Genomic DNA, 22,983 nt, shown 5'->3' on the forward strand with positions numbered 1-22,983 from the left:
AGTGATATAATAAGGAAAAGCGAAAGCCTTCGGGCTTTTTTTAGCGTCTAAAAATTCCGTGTTTCCAAAGAAAGGAAGTAACAATGTACGATAGTTTTGATAAAGGCTGGTTTGTTTTACAGACCTACTCAGGATATGAAAATAAAGTGAAGGAAAACTTGGTCCAACGTGCCCACACTTATAACATGTTGGAAAACATCCTTCGTGTAGAAATTCCTACTCAGACCGTTCAAGTTGAGAAAAATGGTGAGGTCAAGGAAGTAGAAGAAAATCGTTTCCCTGGTTATGTTTTGGTTGAAATGGTTATGACGGATGAAGCTTGGTTTGTAGTGCGTAACACGCCAAACGTTACAGGTTTCGTAGGTTCCCACGGTAACCGCTCAAAACCAACACCACTCTTGGAAGAAGAAATCCGTCAAATCTTGGTATCTATGGGACAAACCGTTCAAGAATTTGATATTGATGTCAAAGTTGGTGACACTGTTCGTATCATTGACGGTGCCTTCACAGACTACACAGGTAAAATTACAGAAATCGACAACAACAAGGTTAAGATGGTTATCTCTATGTTTGGTAATGATACCATTGCTGAAGTTAATTTGAGCCAGATTGCTGAGTTGTAATAAGTTGTTAAAGCGCAGGGAGACCTGTGCTTTTTCTTGTTTTTGAGGGCAAATTCAAAAAAACCTTGCCAAAGATTTAAAAATTTTATAGAATTAGGTGTACCTAACTTATAAATTAATCAATCTTAAAAATGGAGGTTTTATGAAACAGAAGTGGTCTCAAATTGAGAATAAACAACGCTTTAGTATCAAGAAGTTAAGTGTCGGTGTGGCATCGGTATCAATAGGATTTTTTATCACAGGTATTCCGATGGTTCAAGCAGATACTAGTGGAGAAGGATTGGAGTCTACGGTTGCGGTCGCAACGGATATGGACAGCAAGCAAGATTCTGTGGCAGAGAAAAAAGAAGATGGACCATTATCAGATGAGCCAGTTAAAACGGATCAGGTGGATGAACCAGTTGCTGAAGAGGGAGTGGTCGAAGAAGTTGTAGACACAGAGGCAGGTGAAGAATCAGGTCTTCTCACAGATCAAGCTGCGACCGAGATAAAAACTACAGCTGGTAAGACAACAGATGAGTCAAAGGAAAAAGAAGACATCAGCGGAAAAGAAGCTAGTGCTCCTCAAACAAGCCCGCAGGAATCACCGGTTGAGCCAGAAGAGGTGACAAGAGGGCGCTATATTTTACAATTTTCCGACGAGAACCGAAATCTTGTATTGGATAAATTAAAGAAAATTGATGGCGTTAAAATTGTTCATGAGTATAAGGAGGTTTTAACGGGAGCATCTGTAGAGGTAGGGAAAGAAAGTTTGTCTGATGTGAAGGCAATTACCGAATTAACCTCTTTAGAAGAGAGTCGCCGTATCCGACCGACTCTTCATACTGCTAAACAGCTGGTTGGTGCCTTAAAAGCAAGTTCTAAATATCAGACAGATGGTCGCGGAATGGTGATTGCAGTCATTGACTCTGGTTTGGATATTAAGCACAAAGACATGAGGTTGGATGAAGGTGTCGTCCCTAAAATCAAGGAAATTACTCCATCTACGACAGGGACATACACACTGAAAGTTCCTCATGGCTATAATTACGTATCCGGTAACGATAATCTCTACGATGATACCCACGAACCACATGGTATGCACATAGCAGGAACTCTGGCTGGAAATGCAACAGACGAAGAAGTTGCGTCTAAACAGGGGATTGATGGTATTGCTCCCAACGCACAACTGCTAGTCTACAAGATTTTTTCAAATGACCCTAAAAATTATAAAGCTGAGACGGAGGATGCTGCTTATGCTGCTATTGAAGATGCTATCAAACACGGGGCAGATGTCATTAGTTTGAGCGTTGGTTATTATGATAGCGGGCTGCCAGGGAATGCTTACTACACGATTGCTAAGAGGGCAGCAGAAAAGGGGATTATCATTACAGCGGCTATTGGTAATGCTGGTGCCTCCTCTTCAGACACCTCCTTTGACTTGCATACAAATAATGCCTTAGGAGCTGTGGATACGGCAACAACAGTTGGTGTGGCAGCGACTCCCGCAGTTATCGGGGTTGGTTCGGCAAGAAATACCCATCTTGTTCAACGTGAATTTATGCTGAATGGACAGTCTTTTGGCTACTATCCTATTGGCTATACAACGCTTACAGAGGGAAAATATGAATTTGTAGATGCTGGAAATGGTCGCTGGGAAGAAGTGCAGGGGCTTGATTTGGCTGGTAAAGTAGCGATTATCAAAAAAGATAAGTTTGACTTGAAAGATGCCGTTCGTAATTTGAAATTCAAGGATGTTGCTGGAATTATTGTGATAAATACTGATCAGGGATGGAATAAGGATTATTATAAGACCCATCAGTTATTGGTAGACGATAAGACTTTGCTTTCCTATTCCTCTATCTGGGGCATCAGTCTTAGTGGGGAAGATGGAAGGCGATTATTAGAAGTTGCCAACCAATCGCAAGGTAACACTGGTTTGGTTCTTAAACCTACAATTGGAATGAAGAAGTTAATTGAAGTGCCGACTGTATCAGGTTTTTCTAGTTGGGGTCCTACGGTCAACTTAGAATTGAAGCCAGAGATTGTGGCACCAGGGGAGGATGTTTATGCAACCTTGAATGACAATCGTTATGGCTCCATGTCAGGGACTTCGATGGCTTCGCCAATTGTGGCGGGTGCCAGTGCACTTTTATTGCCACGGATTCGCCAAATGACACCACCAGAAGGCATGACTAGGATGGATTTGCTGAGAATCATTTTGATGAATACTGCTACCCCTTTGATTGATGTTCTAGATTCATCTGGGCATGCTTTGGAAAATTCTCCGAGACAACAAGGTGCTGGTCTGCTGCAGATCGATAGAGCCTTTGAAACAGATGTGATTCTTCACCAACGTCTAAAAGGAGGGGTGGAATTAAAAGAAATAGGGCGTGAGACAGAATTTGAGGTAACCTTGGAAAATCTGGGAAACCAACAAAGAAGCTTTGCTATTTCAGCTGGGAAAGTATTGACTAGTCAAGATGTTCCTGTTGATAGAATAGGACGTTCTGGAAAAGTAGTTAAAGAGATTCATGCGGCAGAAATCAAGGGTTCGAGTATTCATCTTTCTGAGCAATCCATTCAACTAGGTCCGAAAGAGAAGAGAACCATTCGCCTGAAATTGGATGCAGGAGAAGCGAAAGACCAGTTTGCAGAAGGGTATATTTACTTCAAATCATTGACGGAGGGGCAGTCTGACATCAGCATTCCTTATTTTGGCTTTGTGGGTGACTGGTCAAAAGAAAGGATTGTTGATGCACCGGCTTGGGAAACTGGTTCTAAATTGAAACTGACCTCAGTTTTATCTAGCTATAAACACAATAAGTCTGGGCGCTATATTGAACTTGGGCGTGAAAAGATTCAAGATAATCAATCGCCTCTCAATCCAGACAATATCGCAATTCAAAACCAGCATTCGGATAGTCAGATTGGGAATGCCTTTGTTCGATTTGCGCTATTGAGGGATATTACCAACTATGATTTGGATATTGTAAAAGAAGCTACAGAAGACGCTCCTGTTTTAAGGCGGATTGATACAGGAACTATGCTGTCTCGTGTTCGCTATGTAGATTATTTTGAAAGTCTTTCGGAGTATTCCAAGCTTCGTACTCCGATAGAATTGCACCGTTGGGATGGGAAAGTGTACGATGCAAGCAAGGATGAAAACATACCAGCACCGGAAGGACAATATTTCTTTAGATTGCGGGTAAAAAATAAAGAAAATGGGGCCTATCAGTATACCTATCTGCCAGTCAAAATTGATAATCAAAAGCCAGAAATTGTCGCGATCGATACCAATCGTCTGACCAGCCATAGAGAACTGGTCGTCACAGCCAAGGATAATAATAAAGTTTGGGAGGTTCGAGCTAATCTAAATGGAGAAGATCTTCTTGTTGAAAAGGTTGTAGATGATGCAGGTCAACTACATTACCATCTCAAAGAAGTGGAACTGCCACTCGATGCTAAAAATCATCTCCGTGTTGAGGTGATGGATATAGCGGGTAATGTGGTTGCTGTTGAAAAAGATTTGATGGCGCCTGTAATCCAGTTTAAAAATTTGGAAGATTTGATGGCAATTCGCAGTAAGAAAACTGTAGAAATTAAAGCGAACGTCTCAGCGCAAGTTTCCGATGTACAGGCTAACTTGGATGCTCAGGCTGTGAATTACTCTCTTGAGAATGGTCAACTATCTCTCCAGATTCCAGAGCAATCAGATGGACGTCATAGTTTTGAATTAATCTTGAAAGATAAGGATGGCAACCTCATTTACACTAAAACCTTGAATTATTTGGTAGATAATGAAAAGCCGACGATTAATCTTGATATTGAAAAAGATGAAGAGGATGAAGAGGTTATCCAGATTGGTAAAAATGGGCGTTTTACATTGAAGGGGAAAGTGAGTGATAATGTTAGTCTTCCTAAGGACATCAAACTTTACTATTCCAATCTAGACATTGGTAAGGGAGAGCTGAAAATCATAGATGTAAAAGAAGACGGCAGTTTTGAGCAAGACTTCTTTAAATCTGATTTTCCTAGAGCCATCATGTTAACTGCGGTAGATGAGAAGGGCAATAAATTAAAGGACCTTCGTATCAATACAAGTCCAGAGAGTCTGGATGATGAGGAGGAAACAGAAGTTCCGATTACTGTCAATAACTGGTTGATTGACCCGATTCGTTTCAATAAAGAAAGTCTTGGTCGTGAGCTAGATAGCGGGTTAGTCGACTTCAAAAAGCAAGAAGATGGGACTTATTTATTTACATTTGAAATAGAAGCAGAAACGGATCAAGCTCATTCTGTGCGCATCAATGGTGGCGAAAAACGCTATTTTGAGGATGGTAAGTTGACCTATCCAGTTACCCTGATTGAAGAGGGAAATGTTGTGGATATAAGTGTGTACAATGAGGCGGGTGAGTTGACTTACACGAAGAAATATCAGATGTTGGTTGATACAGAAAATCCTGTTTTACAGCTGGAAAATGAGGTGCTACCATTGGAAAGACAGGTAGTGGATAGTGATGAAGATGAAGACGAGGAAAATCAGTATGCAGGAGTTCTCCTAGCAGATGCCGATGGGCACTTGACACTCACCGGAAGTGCCAAGGATAATGGAATTTATTGGTCCTTGAAGATCAACGAAGATTTTGTAGCTCGAGGAGGCTTCTGGAGGCAGTATGGAAATAATGAAAAAGCCTTTCGCTATGAGTTACATAGTCTGAAAGACGGGGATACAGTCAAACTTGATTTGAGTGACAGTTTTGGAAATGCTGTTGTGAAGAAATATAAGGTACGGTTAAATGACAAGGAGGTATCTGAGCAGGTTCCTGAAAAAGACCTTCATGTGGAGCAATCAGACAAGGATCAAACCCCTAGCATTCCTATTCCGAAATCAGAAGTGCAGGTACCAATGCCAAAAGAAGAGGATTCACTTGCTCCGCAAACAGAATCCACTGAAATCGCGCTGTTAACTGGCGATACAAGAGAAGATGGTGTGGAGCATTTGGGGAGACTTACAAAACATGAGGAGGCATTAGGAATTTCTGACGAGAGAATAGAAGTGTCCGTACCTCACAGAGCATTCTTTGAAAGAAGCGGAAGAGGAGAGACAGGTGCATTAGTGGCGGATACTAGTGGGAAACTGCCTCAAACTGGGGATAGCCTTGGAAGTGTCTTTATAAGTGCCTTGTTAGGTCTATTTGGTGGAGCTATGGCCCTCGGAAATCTGAAGCGAAAAGAATAGCAAAAAACCTAGGGAGATTCCTAGGTTTTTTAGAATATTAAAAGGCGGTAGACGGATTTGAACCGACGATCAAGCTTTTGCAGAGCCGTGCCTTACCACTTGGCTATACCGCCATAACAAAGAATATTGTACCTTAAATAGTGAAATTGGTCAAGTGGAAATTTCCGAATCAGCCCAATTTCCAGATTTTACGGTAGACTAGAACTTACTTTGGGAATTTACTGAATTTTGGGATGGCAGATTTTTATGAATTTCTCGGTTGTTTTACTTGAAAATAGGCAGGTATTCTGATATACTGATAAAGTTGCTGTGCAACAAATACTCATCTCGGACCAATTGTGGTCTTGTTGCCGAAAGGTTGGGCTGCAAGTCGAAGTTCGGGAGAGGAGAAAAAACAAAAAGGAGAAATACTCATGGCAGTAATTTCAATGAAACAACTTCTTGAGGCTGGTGTACACTTCGGTCACCAAACTCGTCGCTGGAATCCTAAGATGGCTAAATACATCTTCACAGAGCGTAACGGTATCCACGTTATCGACTTGCAACAAACTGTAAAATTGGCTGACCAAGCTTACGAATTCATCCGTGACGCTGCAGCAAACGACGCAGTTATCTTGTTCGTAGGTACTAAAAAACAAGCTGCTGAAGCTGTTAAAGACGAAGCTATCCGCGCTGGTCAATACTTCATCAACCACCGTTGGTTGGGTGGAACTCTTACAAACTGGGGTACAATCCAAAAACGTATCGCTCGTTTGAAAGAAATCAACCGAATGGAAGAAGATGGAACTTTCGAAGTGCTTCCTAAGAAAGAAGTAGCATTGTTGAACAAACAACGTGCTCGTCTTGAAAAATTCTTGGGCGGTATCGCTGACATGCCACGCATTCCAGACGTAATGTTCGTAGTTGACCCACACAAAGAGCAAATCGCTGTTAAAGAAGCTAAAAAATTGGGTATCCCAGTTGTAGCGATGGTTGACACAAACACAGATCCAGATGATATCGATGTTATCATCCCAGCTAACGATGACGCTATCCGCGCTGTTAAATTGATCACAGCTAAAATGGCTGACGCTATCATCGAAGGCAACCAAGGTGAAGACAGCGTAGCAGCAGTTGAAGCTGAATTGGCAGCTGAGCCAGCATCTACAGAATCAATCGAAGAATTGGTTGAAGTTGTAGAAGGAAAATAAGTAACGAAGGCGTTTAGAAATCTGTATGAAAATAGGAAACTGACGCAGTATGCTTGCATACAAGGAAGTTTATCTTTTTCACTAAGATTTTAGCCTGAGTACAATTGAATAAGTAACGAAGGCGTTAAGAAAAGCGTTAGATTTCTCTAAATTCTAGCTTTTTAGTCCGAGTGCATTCTACATTATTTATCAAACACAAAAACAATCCTAGAGGGGCAGGGCTGAGCCCGCTCCTCTATTTTATAAATACAAACAAGGAGAATAGACATGGCAGAAATTACAGCAGCTCTCGTTAAAGAATTGCGTGAAAAATCAGGTGCAGGCGTTATGGACGCGAAAAAAGCATTGGTTGAAACTGAAGGTGATATCGAAAAAGCGATTGAATTGCTTCGCGAAAAAGGTATGGCTAAGGCAGCTAAGAAAGCTGACCGTGTAGCAGCTGAAGGTTTGACAGGTGTTTACGTTGATGGTAACGTAGCAGCAGTTGTTGAAGTGAACGCTGAAACTGACTTTGTTGCGAAAAACGCTCAATTCGTTGAATTGGTAAACACTACTGCTAAAGTAATTGCAGAAGGTAAACCAGCAGACAACGAAGCAGCTCTTAAATTGGCTATGCCTTCAGGTGAAACCCTTGAAGAAGCATACGTAAACGCAACTGCAACAATCGGTGAGAAAATCTCATTCCGTCGCTTTGCTTTGGTTGAAAAAACAGATGCTCAAGCATTTGGTGCTTACCAACACAACGGCGGCCGTATCGGTGTTATCTCAGTTGTTGAAGGTGGCGACGAAACTCTTGCAAAACAAATTTCAATGCACATCGCTGCGATGAAACCAACTGTTCTTTCTTACACTGAATTGGATGAGCAATTCGTTAAAGATGAGTTGGCACAAATCAACCACAAAATCGAACAAGACAACGAAAGCCGTGCAATGGTTGACAAACCAGCATTGCCATTGTTGAAATACGGTTCAAAAGCTCAATTGACTGACGAAGTGATTGCAGCAGCTGAAGAAGCTATCAAAGCAGAATTGGCAGCCGAAGGCAAACCAGAAAAAATCTGGGACAAAATCATCCCAGGTAAAATGGATCGCTTCTTGCTTGACAACACTCAAGTTGACCAAGCTTACACACTTCTTGCACAAGTGTACATCATGGATGACAGCAAAACAGTTGAAGCTTACTTGAACTCAGTGAACGCTTCAGTTGTAGAATTTGCTCGTTTCGAAGTGGGTGAAGGTATCGAGAAAGCTTCAAACGACTTTGAAGCAGAAGTTGCAGCGACAATGGCAGCAGCTCTTGGTAAATAACCTCCAATTGTTTGAATAAGATTTTAAACTAGTGCTTCCTTCCTATAGCTCCAAATAAATAGTGCTAGAGGAAGGAAGTATTGGCGTTATAAAAAAACACGGAGGATATATGAAAAATATTCATAAATTTAGTCTACTCTTTGTGTTCATTTTGTTTTGTTCTGTATTTGGTTGGAAGCAAAATAAGGTGATAGCAGAAGAAGTAGGAACTCAGGTTATTATCCGAAAGTATGCGGAAGGCGACTACTCTAAACTGTTAGAGGGGGCAACTTTAAAATTAACTCAAACAGAAGGCAGCGGTTTCCAAGAAAAAACTTTCATGAGTAACGGAGTCGGAGAACAAGTAAGTTTGCCGGACGGTACTTATGTACTGACTGAGGTGAGTCCGCCTCAAGGTTATGGAATAGCAGAACCTATAACCTTTAAAGTTCAGAACGGCAAGGTTCAAGTTCAGAAAAATGGTCAATTTGTTGATAATCCTTATAAAGAGAATGGGACTCCTTTTTCGGCTATTGCGTACAATGACTATTATTTTGAAGAAAATTTAGATACAAAAAATTATGCAAAATTTTATTATGCCAAAAACGCAGATGGAACTCCTCAGGTTGTTTACTGTTTTAATGCAGATTTGCATTCACCTCCGGATTCTTACGATAATGGGGATACTATCGAACCTGATGTAGCAACACTTAGTGAAGTTAAGTTTACGCATATTAAAGGGAATGATTTATTAAAATATGCAGTTTCTCCACGAACTACTGATCCTAATGTATTTTTGACATGGATAAAAAAAGTTATTCACAAAGGCTACAAAGGGACAAACGATAATCTTCCTCAAGATCTGACAGCAACACAATTCCGTGCAGCGACTCAATTAGCAATCTACCATTTTACAGACAGTGCAGATGTAGACAAATGGAAGAGCGAAGATACTCATGGCTTTGGTGATATGAATGATGCTACATTGAAAGTAACAAAAGACTTGATTGAGTATGCCAAAAATAATGAGAGTGCAGATGGGTTGCCAGATTTAGATTTTTTTGTTCCAAGTAATAACGGCTATCAGTCACTCATTGGTACGCAGTATCATCCAGATGGATTGGTTGATGTGATTCGAATGGAAGACAAAAAAGGAGTTGTTGTACCTACGACGCACAAGTTGCAAATTTCTAAAAAGGTTACAGGGACAGCTTCGGATAAGTCAAAAGACTTCTATTTTGAAGTAGAGTTGAAAGATGCAGCCGGTCAACCATTAGCAGGAGAATATCAAGTCAAAATTACAGGAAGTGAAGAAAATGCTGAACTAACATTGAAAAATGGTAGAATCTCCTTCCCATTGAAAGATAATGATACCGCTGAGATTTTAAACATTCCAACAAATTACACATATACTATAAAAGAATCTGCATATGATGATTACAAAACAACAATCAGTGTTGATTCAGAACAACTTGTTGGAACAAAAGAGATTACAAGGAACGCTGTTTCCACAGATGTTGCTGTGATGTTCGAAAATAATAAAGAAATTGTTGTACCGACAGGAATTTCTGATAATACCAATATATATCAAATGATGTTTAGTCTGGCTGTGGTAGCTATTGTATCGACCGTATTTGTCAGCTTTAAAAGAAAATAAAAACGTATGGGTAAAAGAAGGAATAATCCTATTCAAAAAGATGATAAAAATCAGTCGCGAGAAGGTAGACAAGGATTGAAAAAATTTATTACTAAGTGTGCTGTAATAGCAGGGATAGGATACATTTTTCTAAACTTTGTCGTAGGCGTGATTTTTGTAAAAAATATTCACATGTTTCCAAATTTAAAAGTTGGTGATTTGGCGATATATTCAAGAATTTATGACAATATAAAAATTAATGATGTTGTTGTTTATCAAGAAGAAGATTACGAACGTGTAGGACGTGTAGTCGCACAGTCAGGTGATATTGTTGATATTACAGATAAGGGAGAATTGATGGTGAATGGTCATGTTCGCGAAGAAGAGCTTCCCTATCAAACTTCAGCCCATTCAAGTGGTGTTAGCTATCCCTATGAAATTCCTGCGGGAAGTTACTTTGTTCTGTATGATTTTAGAAAAGAACAAACGGATAGTCGGTTTATTGGAGCAATTCCTATAAATAAAATAAAAGGAGTTGTGACTACACTCATCAGAGTGAGAGATATTTAAAAATAGAAGGAGAATATAAAATGAAGAAGTATAGTTTTTTAGTATCAGGTTTGGCATTGATGATGCTTACTACAGGAACAGTTAAGGCGGAGGAGACTCCAGTAGTGAATGGTTCGTCATTACGGGTGACTAAGTCATTTGCGTTGACAGAGGGTGTTTTGTCACCAGCTACAGATTTTACTTTTTCTATCACTTCACAGAATGTAGCTGATTCAACTGAAACAAAAGATGGCTTAACGGTATATTCAGGTATTGTAGAGGGTATGGAAACACAGAAAATTATTTCATACTCTAATACTGATACTATGGCAAATAAAGATAAAACTACAGATTTTGATTTTTCAAAAGTTGTATATCCAAGACCAGGGGTGTATCGCTATTTAGTGACAGAAACTTCTGGAAATACTCCAGGTGTAACTTATTCTAACAAGAAATATGTAGTTGATGTTTATGTATTGAGTGAAGGCGATACAATTAAACCTAAGTATATTATTTCACGTCAAGAAGGCAGTGAAGCTAAGGAACCAATTAAGTTTGATAACGCCTTGAAAACAACAGCGTTAACTGTGACAAAAAAAGTGACTGGTAATGCTGGTGATAAGAATAAAGGTTTTGAATTTACTATTACTTTGAAAGCTAATCAATTCTATAAAGAGAGTGGAAAAATTTCTGCTAAGATCAATGATAAGGCCGGTAAAAGTACACCTAAAGAACTTTCAATAGGAGAAAACAAATTTACATTGAAAGATGGTGAGTCGTTGAGTATTGATAAATTACCAATTGGTATTACCTATAAAGTGGGAGAAGATGTTGTAGAAGGATATCAGCAAACCGCTACTATAGACAAGGATGGTATGGCAGGTGTTGCTACACCAGAAGACTATAACTTTACTGAACAAATTTCAGATGATACTTCAGATGCAATCGTTGTAACAAATAATAAAAACATTGATACACCGACAGGTGTTGCGATGACAATTGCTCCATATGCTGTTATGACACTAGTTGGTATCGGTGGAGTTCTATACTTTGTTAAAAATAAAAAAGCTTAATCAATGCTAATGTTATATGTATGCCTTAATTAAGTGGTTAAACTGGATAATTGATAGATGTTTGTTACTGTTCTGTTTTCTAATTTTGGGACTCGCTTTGTTGGGTTTGTATAGTAATTATTTTCTATATCATAATGCAAGCGCAGCTAATTACCAAAGTTATAAAGAGAATGAAATTGATTTTGAAAAGCTTCTACACTTAAATTCTGAAGTAATAGGATGGTTAGAAGTAAAGGGAACAAATATTGATTATCCTCTTGTTCAAGGAAAAACAAACTTAGACTATATTAATAAGTCAGTAGAGGGAGAATATTCTCTCTCTGGCAGTGTTTTCCTTGATCATCGTAATCAATCTAGCTTTAATGATGTTTATTCCATTATCTATGCCCACCATATGACAGGAGATGTCATGTTTGGGGAATTGCCAAAGTTTTGTAACGCAGATTATTTTAAAGATCATAAAACTGCGACACTTTTTCTCCCAGATGGTTCTTCTAAGACAATATCATTTTTTGCATGTGTGAAGACAGATGCTTTTGATGAAATGATGTTTAATCCGACTGGAATTGATGAACAGAGGTTTGAGAATTTACTAGCTCATATAAAGACGAAATCAGTTCAATATCGAGATTTAAAGATGACGAAACAAAATAGATTAGTTGCGTTGTCGACTTGTGAAGATACAGAAACAGATGGTAGAATATTGGTTTTAGGGATAATTTAAAGCATTTGATATTAGTATAGAATAATGGAGCTATATATGAAGAAAATATTCACTCTGTTACTTGTTTTTTGTGGGATGGTTTTAGGAACAAGTCATGTGGTCAATGCAGTTTCTGCTGAACAATCCGTTGTTACTGAAATTGTTTTCAAAAACCAGTTAGTGACTCAGAATGGAAAAAACCTCCCTAATGGAAAGTTTACTTTTATTTTGACTCCAGAAGATCCTAGCTTTCCCCTACCTAAAGAAGGGACAAAAGTAACAGTTGACGGAGAAGAAGAGGGACGTTTTTCAAATTTAACCTATACAACACCTGGTAAGTACACATATATACTTTCTCAGGAAGATAATGGTTTAGAAGGTTATATTTTTGACCAGACAAAATATCGAGTTACTGTTCTTGTTTCAGTGGATGAAGTGACAGCTCAATTACGTACATCAATAGTTGCTTCAGAAATGAATCAAGATAAAAAAACTGAACTTCTCTTTAAAACTATTTATACCTCTGAAGAAAATAAAGTTGCTGACAACAAAAAAGTTGCTAACAACATAAGAGTTTTGCCTCAAACAGGAGAAAAAACTACTAAAGAGATTTTCTTATTGGGTGTAATGCTTATTGCTTTATCTATTGGTTTAATAGTATATAAGAGAGCACTTTAAGTTATATTGTGATATAATCAAGTTGTAATAAAGATGGTAAAAGTTTTGGCTTTTTGGTCGATGCTTCAAACCAAAATAAAGTCGTTAGAATTGTACTTCTAATGACTTTTTCTTTTTTTGTAAAATCGGTCTTAGGGCGGATGTCGGATATATTCGGTTAGGTTATACTGATATCAATCCTAAATATTTTTCATAATCTCCTTAAAAAGCACCGGTCTTGTGGTCGGTGCTTTTGTCTGTTATGTATTAGTTCTCAATAACGACCACAATCTCATCTTCCGTCATGCTGGAGTCGCAGCGGACTTGGACTCCAGTAGGTTTAGCGACGAGGAGGCCTGGGACGGTAGGAACTTGGTAGTGGTCGCGAAGGGTCTGGAGTTCTGGACTGATTTGGCTGGAGTCGAGGAAGTGGATGGTCACTTGCTTGTCTTGAGCGACCTTGTGGAGTTTTGGTGCAAAGCGGTTGCAGTAAGGACAGGTTGCTCGTCCGATGAAGAGAACAGCCCCCTCTTTGGCGGCTAGAAGGTTCTGTGCCTGCTTCACAGTCACACTTGTAAAGTCTTGAATGTAATCTTGAAAGTTCATGGTATAAGATATAAAGGGCCTTAAGCGGACACATAAAAAATAGGAAACAGAACGACTACTAGTTCTCGTTTATCTTTTTGGCCTAGTCCGTAGCCCGTATTCAGTTCAACTAAATACGGAAGCCCTAGTCCTTTCTGTTTTTTTCTTTTATTATAGGATAAAGCAGAGCAGATTTCAAAATTCTGCTACGCTAGTTGCTAGGCTTTTGCTTTCAAAATTCGTCATTTTAAGGTATAATGGTCAAAGATAGTCAAAGAAAGAGGCGATACTATGGCGATGAAGAATACATCGGATTATATAGAAGAGCATATCAAAGCCATCTTGGACCAAGTCAGTGTAGCTGAGTTGCGTCGAAGTGAATTGGCCAGTCGGTTTGAAGTGGTGCCAAGTCAGATTAACTACGTCATTAAAACCCGTTTTACAGCCAGCCGTGGCTATATTGTTGAGAGTAAGCGTGGTGGTGGTGGTTATATCCGAATTGGGCGGATCACCTTTTCGGATAAGCACGAACTGGTCCATGATTTGTTAAACAATATGGGTGAGCAGTTGTCTGCGACGGTTTATGCGGATATTTTACAGCTCCTTTTTGATGAAGGATTGATGACAGAACGAGAAGGCAATCTCTTTTTGTCCACAGGATCTGATGAAATATTAGGAAAAGATGCAAGTGCCATTCGAGCACGCATGATGCATCAAATACTACGACGTTTAGATAGGAAAGAGGAATAATTCATGAAAATTTCAACTGGTTTACAGCGGGTTTTTGAAGATGCCCAGTTAGTGGCTCAACGTTATGCCTGTGATTACTTGGAAACCTGGCATGTTCTCTTGTCTTTCGTTATCAACCATGATACAGTCGCTGGCGCTGTTTTGGCAGAATATCCTATTTCAATTTCTGACTATGAACATGCAACTTTTGTCGTGACCGACAAGGTCTATCGTGAAGAGTTGGATAGTTTTCGTATTTTACCATCTTCTAAACGTTTGGATGAAACGGCTAGTTTTGCCAAGAAAATTGCAGAAGTCGTCAAGGCTAAGGAGCTGGGAACGGAACATTTGTTTATGGCTATGTTGTTGGACAAGCGGTCAACAGCTAGTCAGATTTTGGACAAGGTAGGTTTTTGTTTTGAAGACTCAGATGATAAGTTTCGTTTCTTGGATTTGCGTAAAAACTTGGAGGCACGTGCGGGATTTACCAAAGAGGACCTTAAAGCTATCCGCAGTGTGATGAAGGGTGGCAAAGCCAAACCTACCAATATGGGACAGATGATGGGAATGCCCCCAGCACCTCAAAGTGGTGGATTAGAAGACTACACTCGTGATTTGACAGCTTTGGCGCGTGAAGGGAAGATTGAACCTGTCATCGGTCGAGACGCTGAGATTGCACGGATGATCCAAATTCTATCACGTAAAACCAAGAACAACCCAGTTCTAGTTGGTGATGCTGGCGTCGGAAAAACTGCGCTTGCTTTGGGTCTTGCTCAACGTGTTGCTGCAGGTGATGTCCCTGTCAGCTTGGCTAAGATGCGGGTTTTGGAACTTGACTTGATGAACGTTATCGCTGGAACTCGTTTCCGTGGTGATTTCGAAGAGCGGATGAATAATATCATCAACGACATCGAGGAAGATGGTCAGGTCATCCTTTTCATCGATGAGTTGCATACCATTATGGGTTCTGGCTCAGGGATTGATTCGACCTTGGATGCAGCCAATATCCTCAAACCAGCTCTTGCTCGTGGTACCCTCCGTACGGTCGGAGCGACGACTCAGACAGAGTACCAAAAGCATATTGAGAAAGACGCAGCCCTGGTTCGTCGTTTTGCCAAAGTGACCATTGAAGAGCCGACAGTGGAAGATAGCATTGCCATTTTGACTGGTTTAAAAGGTACTTTTGAAAAATACCACAGGGTCCGTATTGGACAAGCAGCTGTAGAGACTGCTGTGACCTACGCTAAGCGGTATTTGACCAGTAAAAACCTACCGGATTCAGCCATTGACTTGCTGGATGAAGCCAGTGCAACGGTACAAAATCGAGTGAAAGGGCAGGCTGAGGAAACAGGACTGACGAGCATAGACAAGGCCTTGATGGATAAAAAATATAAGACTGTCAGCAAGCTTTTGATTAAAACGAAAGAAGATGCCGAGGCTAGTCAAAACTATGACCTTGAAGTAACAGAAGAAGATGTTTTAGAAACACTTAGCCGCTTGTCAGGTATCCCAGTAGCCAAGCTTAGCCAATCAGATACTAAGAAGTATCTGAATCTGGAAGCAGAATTGCACAAGCGTGTGATTGGGCAGGAAGAAGCTATTTCTGCAGTTAGCAGAGCTATTCGCCGTAATCAGTCAGGGATTCGTACAGGTCGCAGACCGATTGGTTCATTCATGTTCTTGGGACCGACTGGTGTCGGTAAGACAGAGTTGGCTAAGGCGCTGGCAGAGGTTCTCTTTGATGATGAGTCAGCCTTGATTCGCTTTGACATGTCTGAATACATGGAGAAATTCGCAGCCAGCCGTCTAAATGGTGCCCCTCCAGGCTATGTTGGTTATGAAGAAGGTGGTGAATTGACGGAGAAAGTTCGCAACAAACCCTACTCGGTCCTTCTCTTTGACGAGGTTGAGAAAGCCCATCCAGATATTTTCAATGTTCTCTTGCAAGTCTTGGATGATGGTGTCTTGACAGACAGTAAAGGGCGCAAGGTGGATTTCTCCAATACCATCATTATCATGACCTCAAACCTTGGAGCGACTGCCCTGCGCGATGATAAGACAGTTGGTTTTGGTGCCCTTGATTTGTCTAAGGACCACAAGGAAGTGGAGAAGCGCATTTTTGAGGAATTGAAAAAGGCCTACCGTCCTGAATTTATCAACCGTATTGATGAAAAAGTTGTCTTCCATAGCCTAACGGAAACTCATATGCAAGATGTTGTCAAAGTCATGGTCAAACCATTGCTTGCGGTTGCAGCTGAGAAAGACATTACTCTCAAACTTCAGCCGTCTGCCCTTAAGTTATTGGCTAAACAAGGGTATGACCCGGAAATGGGGGCTCGCCCACTTCGTAGACTCTTGCAGACCAAGTTGGAAGATCCTTTGGCAGAGATGTTGCTCCGTGGGGAGTTACCAACTGGCTCGACCTTGAAAGTTGGGGTTAAGGGTGAAGAGCTCAAGTTTGATGTGGTCAAATAGGAGGAAAAATGGTAGAACTAAAACCGCTTCTGGAAGAAGAGCGTGAAGGATTTATTCGTCGCAATCAAGCTGCGTTTTTAGAAGCCTTGGCAGAGGAAATACCAGAGGGGGAAGAGGTGATTAGCCGTGAGGAAATCTTGGAAAGCTTGCTTGCCCCTAAGGCTCAAGCCTTTCAGGTCTACTGGGAGAATGAATTGGTTGGCGGTGTCGTTGTGCAGATTGATTTAGAAACTAAGCGCAACTCCTTGGACCTCTTGTTTGTTGATGGCAATCATAAGGGCAAAGGTCTGGGTTTAAACATCTGGCAGGCTATTGAGCAAGCTTATCCAGATACGGAAGTGTGGGAAACACACACTTCGCATTTTGAGGTACGTAATATTCATTTCTATGTCAATAAATGTGGCTTTCAGATTGTAGAATTTTTCAATCCTGCCCATCCAATGGAACATGTGCCTGACTTTCCAGATGCAGAATTGTTCTTCCGTTTTGAAAAAAGGATGGCATAGTTGAAGAGGTGAGCTTGCTCGCCTCTTTAGCAAGTAGAAAGGAAATTTATGAATCAAACCATAGCTGTTGTTTTCGGAACCTTTGCTCCCATGCACAAGGGACATTTGGATTTGATCGAGCGAGCAAAGTTGGCCTGTGGTCAGGTTTGTATTGTGGTGTCAGGATATGCCAAGGACCGTGGGGATTTGATTGGTTTAGATTTGACCAAACGATTTCAATTTGCTCAAGGGCAGTTTGAGGGTGATGATTTGGTCAGAGTTTGTGCCTTGGATGAAGCGGACTTGCCTCCCTATCCAGATGGTTGGGACCTTTGGTTAGAACGCCTGCTTGGTTTATTGGATTTGTCTGAACATCAAGTACCAGTCTTCTATGTGTCTGAGGAAGAATACGCTCAGGAACTGCAAAATCGAGGCTATCAAGCTTATTTCAGTCCTAGAAAATTTGGTATTTCAGCGACCCTCATTCGCGAGAATCCAGAGAAGTATCGAGACTATATTGCTCCTGCCTTTGTTGCCTTTTTTGAAGATGGGGAAGATATGTAATCAGTATAGAAAAAACGCATAAAATCAGGTTATAACCCTGGCTTTATGCGTTTTTGTATATGTTTAATGATTGGCAAGTATCAAACTTCTCAGATTTTCTTACTTAGTGATCCGTTCTTGATAGGCCTCTCTAGCTTGGTCAAAGAGTTCTTGGACCTGCTCGATAGTCTCTGCTCGGGCAACGGCACCACGGATTTTGGCAGCACCTGCTGAACCACGGAGGTAGTGAGGGGCAAGACCACGGAATTCACGTACGGCAATGGATTCGCCTTTGAGATTGGTCAATCGGGTCAGGTGGTCGAAGGCGACATTGAGTTTGTCATCGAAGGAGAGGTCGGGCAGGACTTCTCCTGTTTCAAGATAGTGGTTGATTTGGTTGAAGATGTAAGGATTTCCCATAGCAGTTCGTCCGACCATGACGGCATCAGCTCCGACTTCCTCGATTCGCTGGCGGGCATCTTCTACAGTGCGGATGTCGCCGTTTGCGATGAAAGGAATCTTGGTCAGGCTGCCAGCTACCTTGGTGAGGGTTTCCAGGTCAACGGTTCCTGTGTACATCTGCTCGCGAGTCCGTCCGTGCATGGCCAGGGCAGACACACCGGCACTTTCTGCTGCCAGGGCATTTTCGACCGCTAGGTCGGTATTGTTCCAACCCGTCCGCATTTTAACAGTCAAGGGAATATCGAGGACTGAAGTCACTTCCTTGATGATGTGGTAAATCTTGTCGGGGTCCTTGAGCCACTTGGCACCAGCTTCGTTTTTAACGACCTTGTTGACAGGGCAGCCCATGTTAATATCTACGATATTAGCCTTTGTGTTGGTTTGGATGAAGTCGGCAGCCCGTTTTAGTCCTTCTGCGTCACCACCGAAAAGCTGGATAGACATAGGGTATTCGTTGTCGTCGATATGGAGCATATGGAGGGTCTTCTCGTTGTTGTAGAGAAGGCCTTTTTCAGAAATCATTTCCATAACGACCAGGCCTGCGCCCATTTCTTTGGCAATGGTGCGGAAGGCCGAGTTGGTCACGCCAGCCATTGGGGCCAGCACGCAGCGATTGGGGATTTCCACATCACCAATCATGAAAGGGGTGTTGAGATTAGCCATTGATGAGTTCCTCCAAGTCGTTTTCGTCAAAGTGGTAATGGGTCTGGCAGAATTGACAGGTGATGTCCACGCCCTTGTCTTCGTCTTTCATCTCTTGCAGGTCTGTTTTTGGCAGGCTGGCCAGAGCATCGAGGAAGCGGTCTTTAGAGCAGTCGCAGACAAAACCGATTTCTTCTTCTGACAGGCGTTTGAAGTCGTCGTCGCCATAAATGGCGGATAGCAGAGCTTCTATATGGTTTTCAGAAGCCAGCAAGCTTGAAATGGCAGGCATTTCTTGGATACGTTTCTCGAAACGGGCAATTTCAGCCTCGGTTGCACCTGGTAAAACTTGCAACAAGAATCCGCCAGCCACCTTGACCTTGTCTTCTTCGTCTAATAATACGTTCAATCCCACTGCTGAAGGTGTCTGCTGGCTGTCTGTTAGGAAGTAGGCAAAGTCTTCACCGATCTCACCAGAAATCAAGGGTGTCATGGAATTGTAGGGGTGACCTGTTCCGTAGTCTGTGATAACCAGGAATTGCCCGTTGCCCACAAGAGGCCCAACGATGACTTCGCCAGTTGAGGTCCGTTTGTAATCCAAGTCTGGATTTTGAATGTAGCCCTTGACCTGACCTTTGGTATTGGCAACGGAGATGATAGCCCCAACAGCACCGCTGGCCAAGATTTTCAGGGTGATTTTTGTATCGCCTTTTTCATTGGCAGCCAAAATTTGATTGGCAATGAGGGTGCGACCCAGAGCAACGGTGGACGACGCCATAGTGTCGTGTTTTTCTTGGGCTGTTTTCACGGTTTCTGTGCTATCTAGCACAAAGGCACGGAAATGCCCGCTTTTTGATAGTGTTTTAATAATTTTATCCATAACTTTAATTATAGCACAAGTGGAGGTGGAGCAGTAAAAAAATGAGCCTGAAAGTCATGCTTTCAAGCTCAAAAAATGATTAGGATTCTTTTTGTTTTTTAACAAGGCAGGCACTCAAGATTACGAGACCGATTGTGATAAGTACAAAGCTTGTTTCTTCTCCTGTTTTTGGAAGAATTTTCTTTTGACTGTTTTTGGCAGTAGGGATGGCTGTTGGTTGTCCCTTGTCTGTAGCGCCAGAACGGTCATCAGTATTTACAGATGTTTGATTAGAAGTTGAAAGATTTGTTGGTTTGTTATTGTTGGTCGTACCATGGTCATCACTATTATTGACTGTTCCTGAGTCATCTGTCTGCTTGTCGCTTGGTTCTGGTTGAGTTGGTTCTTGTGCCTTTGCCACATCCAGTTGTACCAATAGTGGATCGTGGTCAGAAGCTCTGCCATGTTCTTCCATAAAGGCTGAATTGACATGGACCATATCAAAGGCATAGCGCTCCAACAAGTTAGTTGATACTAGCATATTGTCAAGAGACTGATTGTTCCCGTTATAGAAGTAAGAGAAGCGATCGGATGCATCGTGACGACTAACGAGGTTAGCCATTCCTCCTGTTTCTAAAATTTCTATGGTTTTAGTAAATTCATAGTCATTGAAGTCGCCTAGCATAACGATATTAGCATTTGGATTTTGAGCTAAGCCTGCTTTTGTAAAGTCAGCGATAGTTTGTGCTAGTATGTGGCGTTTTTCTTCGGACTTGAAGCTGACAGGTTGGATTTTTCCGTAGAGACCATTGTCACCGCGTTTTGAGTTGAGATGGTTGGCAAGGACAACGACTTTCTCGCCTTTGAAGACGAATTCAGCTGCAAGTGTTTTGCGGACAGCTGCCCAAGCAGGGTTGGTTGGGTCGATTCGGCCCAGGCTGAGATTGAGTTCGCCGTTTTCCCAAGCAACTGCCTGTGTTGCGGTACCGATTGGTTTGTCAGATAGGCTGACACGTTTTGAGTTGTAGAGGAAGCCGACGCGAATATTGCCTCCCTCTTGTCCGCCGTCTTTGTTGTTTTCAGGAGCAATATCCACATAGGTATAGGTTGGTCCGCCGGCTGCTTGAATGGCTGCAATTAGGCGCTCAGCGCTCTTACTAGCATCAGTTGTGCCGTCGTTTGTAGCACCGTTGTTGTCCTGCACTTCAATCAATCCGATAATGTCTGGAGAATGTAGGTCTGAAACAAAGGATTTGGCAATGCGTTGGACTTTAGCGTCTGATGTTGACTTACTATTAGCAGAGAAGTTTTCAATATTATAAGAAGCAATGGTTAGCTTGTCATCATTTGGGATAATGGTTGTTGTTTCTGGTTTTGTAGTTCCTTCGTGCAAGGTTGGAAGGGTGCTATCGTCTACATAGACCTTATAATTGGTGTAAGAGTAGGTAACTGGTCCAGCAATACGACCGGTGAAATAGTCTCCTGATTTGACGATCTGTTTTCCATTTTTCAAAAGTAGAGGAATGATATTGGTATTATTCCCTTCAGGGCGAAGGTTGACGCCTCCAACATTGTTTAAAGGAAGTTGACTAGTGGCAGGAGTGACATAGATTTCCTTATTTTTTAGTGGGCCGAGGATTTTTGCATCATCAACGGCAACCACCATGCCTTCAACGGATTCCCAGAAATCGAGCGCATCTTGTTCTGGATCAAATTGAGCCAAACCGTCGTTGTCGATAATATCTGCTGGGATGGTTCGGTCAAGACCAAGGACTATAGGAGATGGTACAGGTGCAGTCCCATCCACAGTTATTTCAGTAGCTCGAATTTGTGTGATGGTTAAGTCTGTTTTGTCACGTTCAGCATACCCTCTGCCCTGGTATTCTTCTACTCGTCCTGCGATAGTGACAAGATCTCCTACTTTGACATTTGTTTTTAATTTGTCAGTAAAGATGTTAATACCGTCAGATGTTTTGACGTCTCCATCTGGTGTGACATCTTGCACGTAGAAGTTATTGGCAGAGGTAACGTAGGTTACTACGACATTTTTAAGCATAACAGATTGATTCACCAGAGGTGATTGGTGACTTGCACCTTGAATGCGACCGACTGTTACAGCTTCGGTCTTTCCTGGTCCTGCTTCCGTCGTTGCCTTTTCAATGACTTCAAAATGAGAGAGGTCAAATGGTTTTAATTGTATTTTTCCGTTATAGGTGGATAAAATAGCGGTTAGATTAATCTTATCTCCCTTGTTGATACGGTTCAAAAGATCCGCCGTTTTGATGCCTGTTCGACTGTCTAAACGCACATCCAGAGTTTGTCCTTCAGAGTCAGTTACGGTAAAGGTAGAATTTTGATAGCTATCACTTTGAATATCTCCGACAGTCAAGTTTTTTAGAGAAACTAGTGTTGCCTGTGCTTGCGTCGTTAACTGAGCAATGTTTGTTTCTGTAATAGGAGTGTTGAAATTCTCAGAGATAGCCTTGTGGTTGCTAACTGTAGTTAGTTGGAGTTCGCCTTTATACTCACCCAATGTTCCTGTTAATTGAACGGTATCACCAGGCTGATAGCCCAAGGCAGCCCCAGGGTAGATATAGATACCAGCGCCGTCAGAACCTTGGAGGTAAAAGCCATTTCCTCCCCAACCGTTTACTAGGCTAATAATTTTACCAGAGACTGTGTACTCTGTTCCTTGTGCACCAGAACGAACAGTAGCAATCGGTGTAGAAACAAGGTCACTTGGTTTGGTAGCTGTATTTTCACTTGTTGGTGGCTGAACATTAGTAGAAGATGAATCTACGATTTCAATCGCTGTAGCTGGTTTGATCCCAGCTCGCTTCATGTATGTATCGCTAGTTCCTGTGATGCGAACCAATTTTCCGACTAGTTCGGGATGATCAACGAGGTTGAATTGGCTACGAAGAGGTTCTTTTAGTTGAATAGGGATAGTGTCGGCGGCCGCAGTATCCATGCTTGCACCAAGGGCTAGATTTGTTTTGTTAGTAGCGTCAAAAGCAGTTCCGCTACTATTAAGTGGTGCAATAAGATAGCCTTGTATCGTGACTTCCGACTTGGTTATTGCAAGTGACGGATAATTCTCTATCGCCACTTCAGTAGCGTGCACAGATGGTATGGGCGAAGTAGCAAGACTAAACAAGAGTCCGGCTGTTACCGCTACAGAACCTACGGTATAGAAGAGAGAACGGTTTCTAATCTTCATATAAAACTCCTTTTTGTTATATATGGACGTCATAAAAACGTCTG

The 22,983-nt window shown here is 41.6% G+C and carries 17 protein-coding genes and 1 tRNA gene; 13 read left to right on the plus strand and 5 right to left on the minus strand.

The features are described from left to right. Nucleotides 1-83 precede the first annotated feature (83 nt). Nucleotides 84-623 (plus strand): transcription termination/antitermination protein NusG, encoded by a 540-nt coding sequence (nusG, locus tag ODU37_RS02975; RefSeq protein WP_029179070.1) that lies wholly within the window; start codon nucleotides 84-86, stop codon nucleotides 621-623. Between the two features lie 142 nt (nucleotides 624-765). Beyond that, nucleotides 766-5,844 carry a S8 family serine peptidase gene (locus ODU37_RS02980; protein WP_249562331.1) on the plus strand — a complete coding sequence of 1,693 codons (5,079 nt, stop codon included), beginning with the start codon at nucleotides 766-768 and terminating at the stop codon, nucleotides 5,842-5,844. 42 nt (nucleotides 5,845-5,886) lie between these two features. Here the strand turns inward: ODU37_RS02980 and ODU37_RS02985 are convergent. Continuing rightward, a tRNA-Cys gene (locus ODU37_RS02985) sits at nucleotides 5,887-5,957 on the minus strand. Between the two features lie 300 nt (nucleotides 5,958-6,257). On the opposite strand from ODU37_RS02985, the gene rpsB reads away from it, so the two are divergent. The 7 genes from rpsB to ODU37_RS03020 all read left to right on the plus strand — a co-directional run bounded on the left by rpsB (nucleotide 6,258) and on the right by ODU37_RS03020 (nucleotide 12,960). Continuing rightward, complete coding sequence (gene rpsB, locus ODU37_RS02990) at nucleotides 6,258-7,034, plus strand: 30S ribosomal protein S2 (RefSeq protein ID WP_012775356.1); 777 nt, start codon at nucleotides 6,258-6,260, stop codon at nucleotides 7,032-7,034. Between the two features lie 267 nt (nucleotides 7,035-7,301). Next, entirely contained in the window at nucleotides 7,302-8,342 is a 1,041-nt protein-coding gene (gene tsf / locus ODU37_RS02995) for a translation elongation factor Ts (protein WP_002937816.1), read from the plus strand. A gap of 109 nt (nucleotides 8,343-8,451) precedes the next feature. Further along, complete coding sequence (locus ODU37_RS03000; protein WP_249562332.1) at nucleotides 8,452-9,978, plus strand: pilus ancillary protein 1; 1,527 nt, start codon at nucleotides 8,452-8,454, stop codon at nucleotides 9,976-9,978. Nucleotides 9,979-9,984: 6 nt separating this feature from the next. Next, nucleotides 9,985-10,527, plus strand: coding sequence for a signal peptidase I (gene lepB, locus ODU37_RS03005; protein ID WP_079268952.1), 543 nt, complete (start codon nucleotides 9,985-9,987; stop codon nucleotides 10,525-10,527). 20 nt (nucleotides 10,528-10,547) lie between these two features. Next, nucleotides 10,548-11,579: a QVPTGV class sortase B protein-sorting domain-containing protein gene (locus ODU37_RS03010; protein WP_249562333.1), complete on the plus strand. Its 1,032-nt coding sequence runs from the start codon at nucleotides 10,548-10,550 to the stop codon at nucleotides 11,577-11,579. Between the two features lie 16 nt (nucleotides 11,580-11,595). Beyond that, on the plus strand, nucleotides 11,596-12,303 hold the full coding sequence (gene srtB / locus ODU37_RS03015; RefSeq protein ID WP_249562334.1) for a class B sortase: 708 nt from the start codon (nucleotides 11,596-11,598) through the stop codon (nucleotides 12,301-12,303). Between the two features lie 36 nt (nucleotides 12,304-12,339). Then, nucleotides 12,340-12,960, plus strand: coding sequence for a Spy0128 family protein (locus tag ODU37_RS03020; protein ID WP_249562335.1), 621 nt, complete (start codon nucleotides 12,340-12,342; stop codon nucleotides 12,958-12,960). A 246-nt stretch (nucleotides 12,961-13,206) separates the two neighbouring features. On the opposite strand, the gene traF is transcribed toward ODU37_RS03020, so the two are convergent. Continuing rightward, nucleotides 13,207-13,545: a conjugal transfer protein TraF gene (gene traF, locus ODU37_RS03025; protein ID WP_249562336.1), complete on the minus strand. Its 339-nt coding sequence runs from the start codon at nucleotides 13,543-13,545 to the stop codon at nucleotides 13,207-13,209. 270 nt (nucleotides 13,546-13,815) lie between these two features. On the opposite strand from traF, the gene ODU37_RS03030 reads away from it, so the two are divergent. From ODU37_RS03030 to ODU37_RS03045, 4 genes are read left to right on the plus strand one after another with little or no spacing between them, the layout of a single operon-like run. After that, nucleotides 13,816-14,274: a CtsR family transcriptional regulator gene (locus ODU37_RS03030; RefSeq protein ID WP_024400229.1), complete on the plus strand. Its 459-nt coding sequence runs from the start codon at nucleotides 13,816-13,818 to the stop codon at nucleotides 14,272-14,274. A gap of 3 nt (nucleotides 14,275-14,277) precedes the next feature. After that, nucleotides 14,278-16,728: an ATP-dependent Clp protease ATP-binding subunit gene (locus ODU37_RS03035; protein WP_249562337.1), complete on the plus strand. Its 2,451-nt coding sequence runs from the start codon at nucleotides 14,278-14,280 to the stop codon at nucleotides 16,726-16,728. A gap of 8 nt (nucleotides 16,729-16,736) precedes the next feature. Beyond that, entirely contained in the window at nucleotides 16,737-17,234 is a 498-nt protein-coding gene (locus ODU37_RS03040) for a GNAT family N-acetyltransferase (RefSeq protein ID WP_249562338.1), read from the plus strand. A gap of 48 nt (nucleotides 17,235-17,282) precedes the next feature. Next, entirely contained in the window at nucleotides 17,283-17,777 is a 495-nt protein-coding gene (locus ODU37_RS03045; RefSeq protein ID WP_044758430.1) for an adenylyltransferase/cytidyltransferase family protein, read from the plus strand. Nucleotides 17,778-17,876: 99 nt separating this feature from the next. Here ODU37_RS03045 and dusB read toward each other — a convergent pair whose 3' ends face one another. From dusB to ODU37_RS03060, 3 genes are all read right to left on the minus strand, one after another. Beyond that, complete coding sequence (gene dusB / locus ODU37_RS03050; protein ID WP_024384488.1) at nucleotides 17,877-18,881, minus strand: tRNA dihydrouridine synthase DusB; 1,005 nt, start codon at nucleotides 18,879-18,881, stop codon at nucleotides 17,877-17,879. Beyond that, nucleotides 18,874-19,740: an Hsp33 family molecular chaperone HslO gene (hslO, locus tag ODU37_RS03055; protein ID WP_024407276.1), complete on the minus strand. Its 867-nt coding sequence runs from the start codon at nucleotides 19,738-19,740 to the stop codon at nucleotides 18,874-18,876. Before hslO ends, dusB begins: the two co-directional genes overlap by 8 nt. A gap of 79 nt (nucleotides 19,741-19,819) precedes the next feature. After that, a complete protein-coding gene (locus ODU37_RS03060; protein ID WP_249562339.1) occupies nucleotides 19,820-22,939 on the minus strand; it encodes a DUF6359 domain-containing protein in 3,120 nt (1,039 codons plus the stop codon). Between the last annotated feature and the right edge of the window lie 44 nt (nucleotides 22,940-22,983).

Origin of the sequence: Streptococcus sp. 2021WUSS109, assembly GCF_044427305.1 — a bacterium.
In the GTDB taxonomy this organism is placed as follows: Bacteria; Bacillota; Bacilli; order Lactobacillales; family Streptococcaceae; genus Streptococcus; species Streptococcus suis.

Bases quoted from the DNA above. Each gene is read 5' to 3' on its own strand.
- ODU37_RS03045 (WP_044758430.1), top strand. From the start codon at position 17,283: ATGAATCAAACCATAGCTGTTGTTTTCGGAACCTTTGCTCCCATGCAC.
- ODU37_RS02980 (WP_249562331.1), top strand. From the start codon at position 766: ATGAAACAGAAGTGGTCTCAAATTGAGAATAAACAACGCTTTAGTATC.
- tsf (WP_002937816.1), top strand. From the start codon at position 7,302: ATGGCAGAAATTACAGCAGCTCTCGTTAAAGAATTGCGTGAAAAATCA.
- hslO (WP_024407276.1), bottom strand. From the start codon at position 19,740: ATGGATAAAATTATTAAAACACTATCAAAAAGCGGGCATTTCCGTGCC.
- traF (WP_249562336.1), bottom strand. From the start codon at position 13,545: ATGAACTTTCAAGATTACATTCAAGACTTTACAAGTGTGACTGTGAAG.
- lepB (WP_079268952.1), top strand. From the start codon at position 9,985: ATGGGTAAAAGAAGGAATAATCCTATTCAAAAAGATGATAAAAATCAG.
- srtB (WP_249562334.1), top strand. From the start codon at position 11,596: ATGTATGCCTTAATTAAGTGGTTAAACTGGATAATTGATAGATGTTTG.
- ODU37_RS03010 (WP_249562333.1), top strand. From the start codon at position 10,548: ATGAAGAAGTATAGTTTTTTAGTATCAGGTTTGGCATTGATGATGCTT.
- ODU37_RS03000 (WP_249562332.1), top strand. From the start codon at position 8,452: ATGAAAAATATTCATAAATTTAGTCTACTCTTTGTGTTCATTTTGTTT.
- ODU37_RS03035 (WP_249562337.1), top strand. From the start codon at position 14,278: ATGAAAATTTCAACTGGTTTACAGCGGGTTTTTGAAGATGCCCAGTTA.
- dusB (WP_024384488.1), bottom strand. From the start codon at position 18,881: ATGGCTAATCTCAACACCCCTTTCATGATTGGTGATGTGGAAATCCCC.
- ODU37_RS03060 (WP_249562339.1), bottom strand. From the start codon at position 22,939: ATGAAGATTAGAAACCGTTCTCTCTTCTATACCGTAGGTTCTGTAGCG.
- ODU37_RS03020 (WP_249562335.1), top strand. From the start codon at position 12,340: ATGAAGAAAATATTCACTCTGTTACTTGTTTTTTGTGGGATGGTTTTA.
- ODU37_RS03030 (WP_024400229.1), top strand. From the start codon at position 13,816: ATGGCGATGAAGAATACATCGGATTATATAGAAGAGCATATCAAAGCC.
- ODU37_RS03040 (WP_249562338.1), top strand. From the start codon at position 16,737: ATGGTAGAACTAAAACCGCTTCTGGAAGAAGAGCGTGAAGGATTTATT.
- nusG (WP_029179070.1), top strand. From the start codon at position 84: ATGTACGATAGTTTTGATAAAGGCTGGTTTGTTTTACAGACCTACTCA.
- rpsB (WP_012775356.1), top strand. From the start codon at position 6,258: ATGGCAGTAATTTCAATGAAACAACTTCTTGAGGCTGGTGTACACTTC.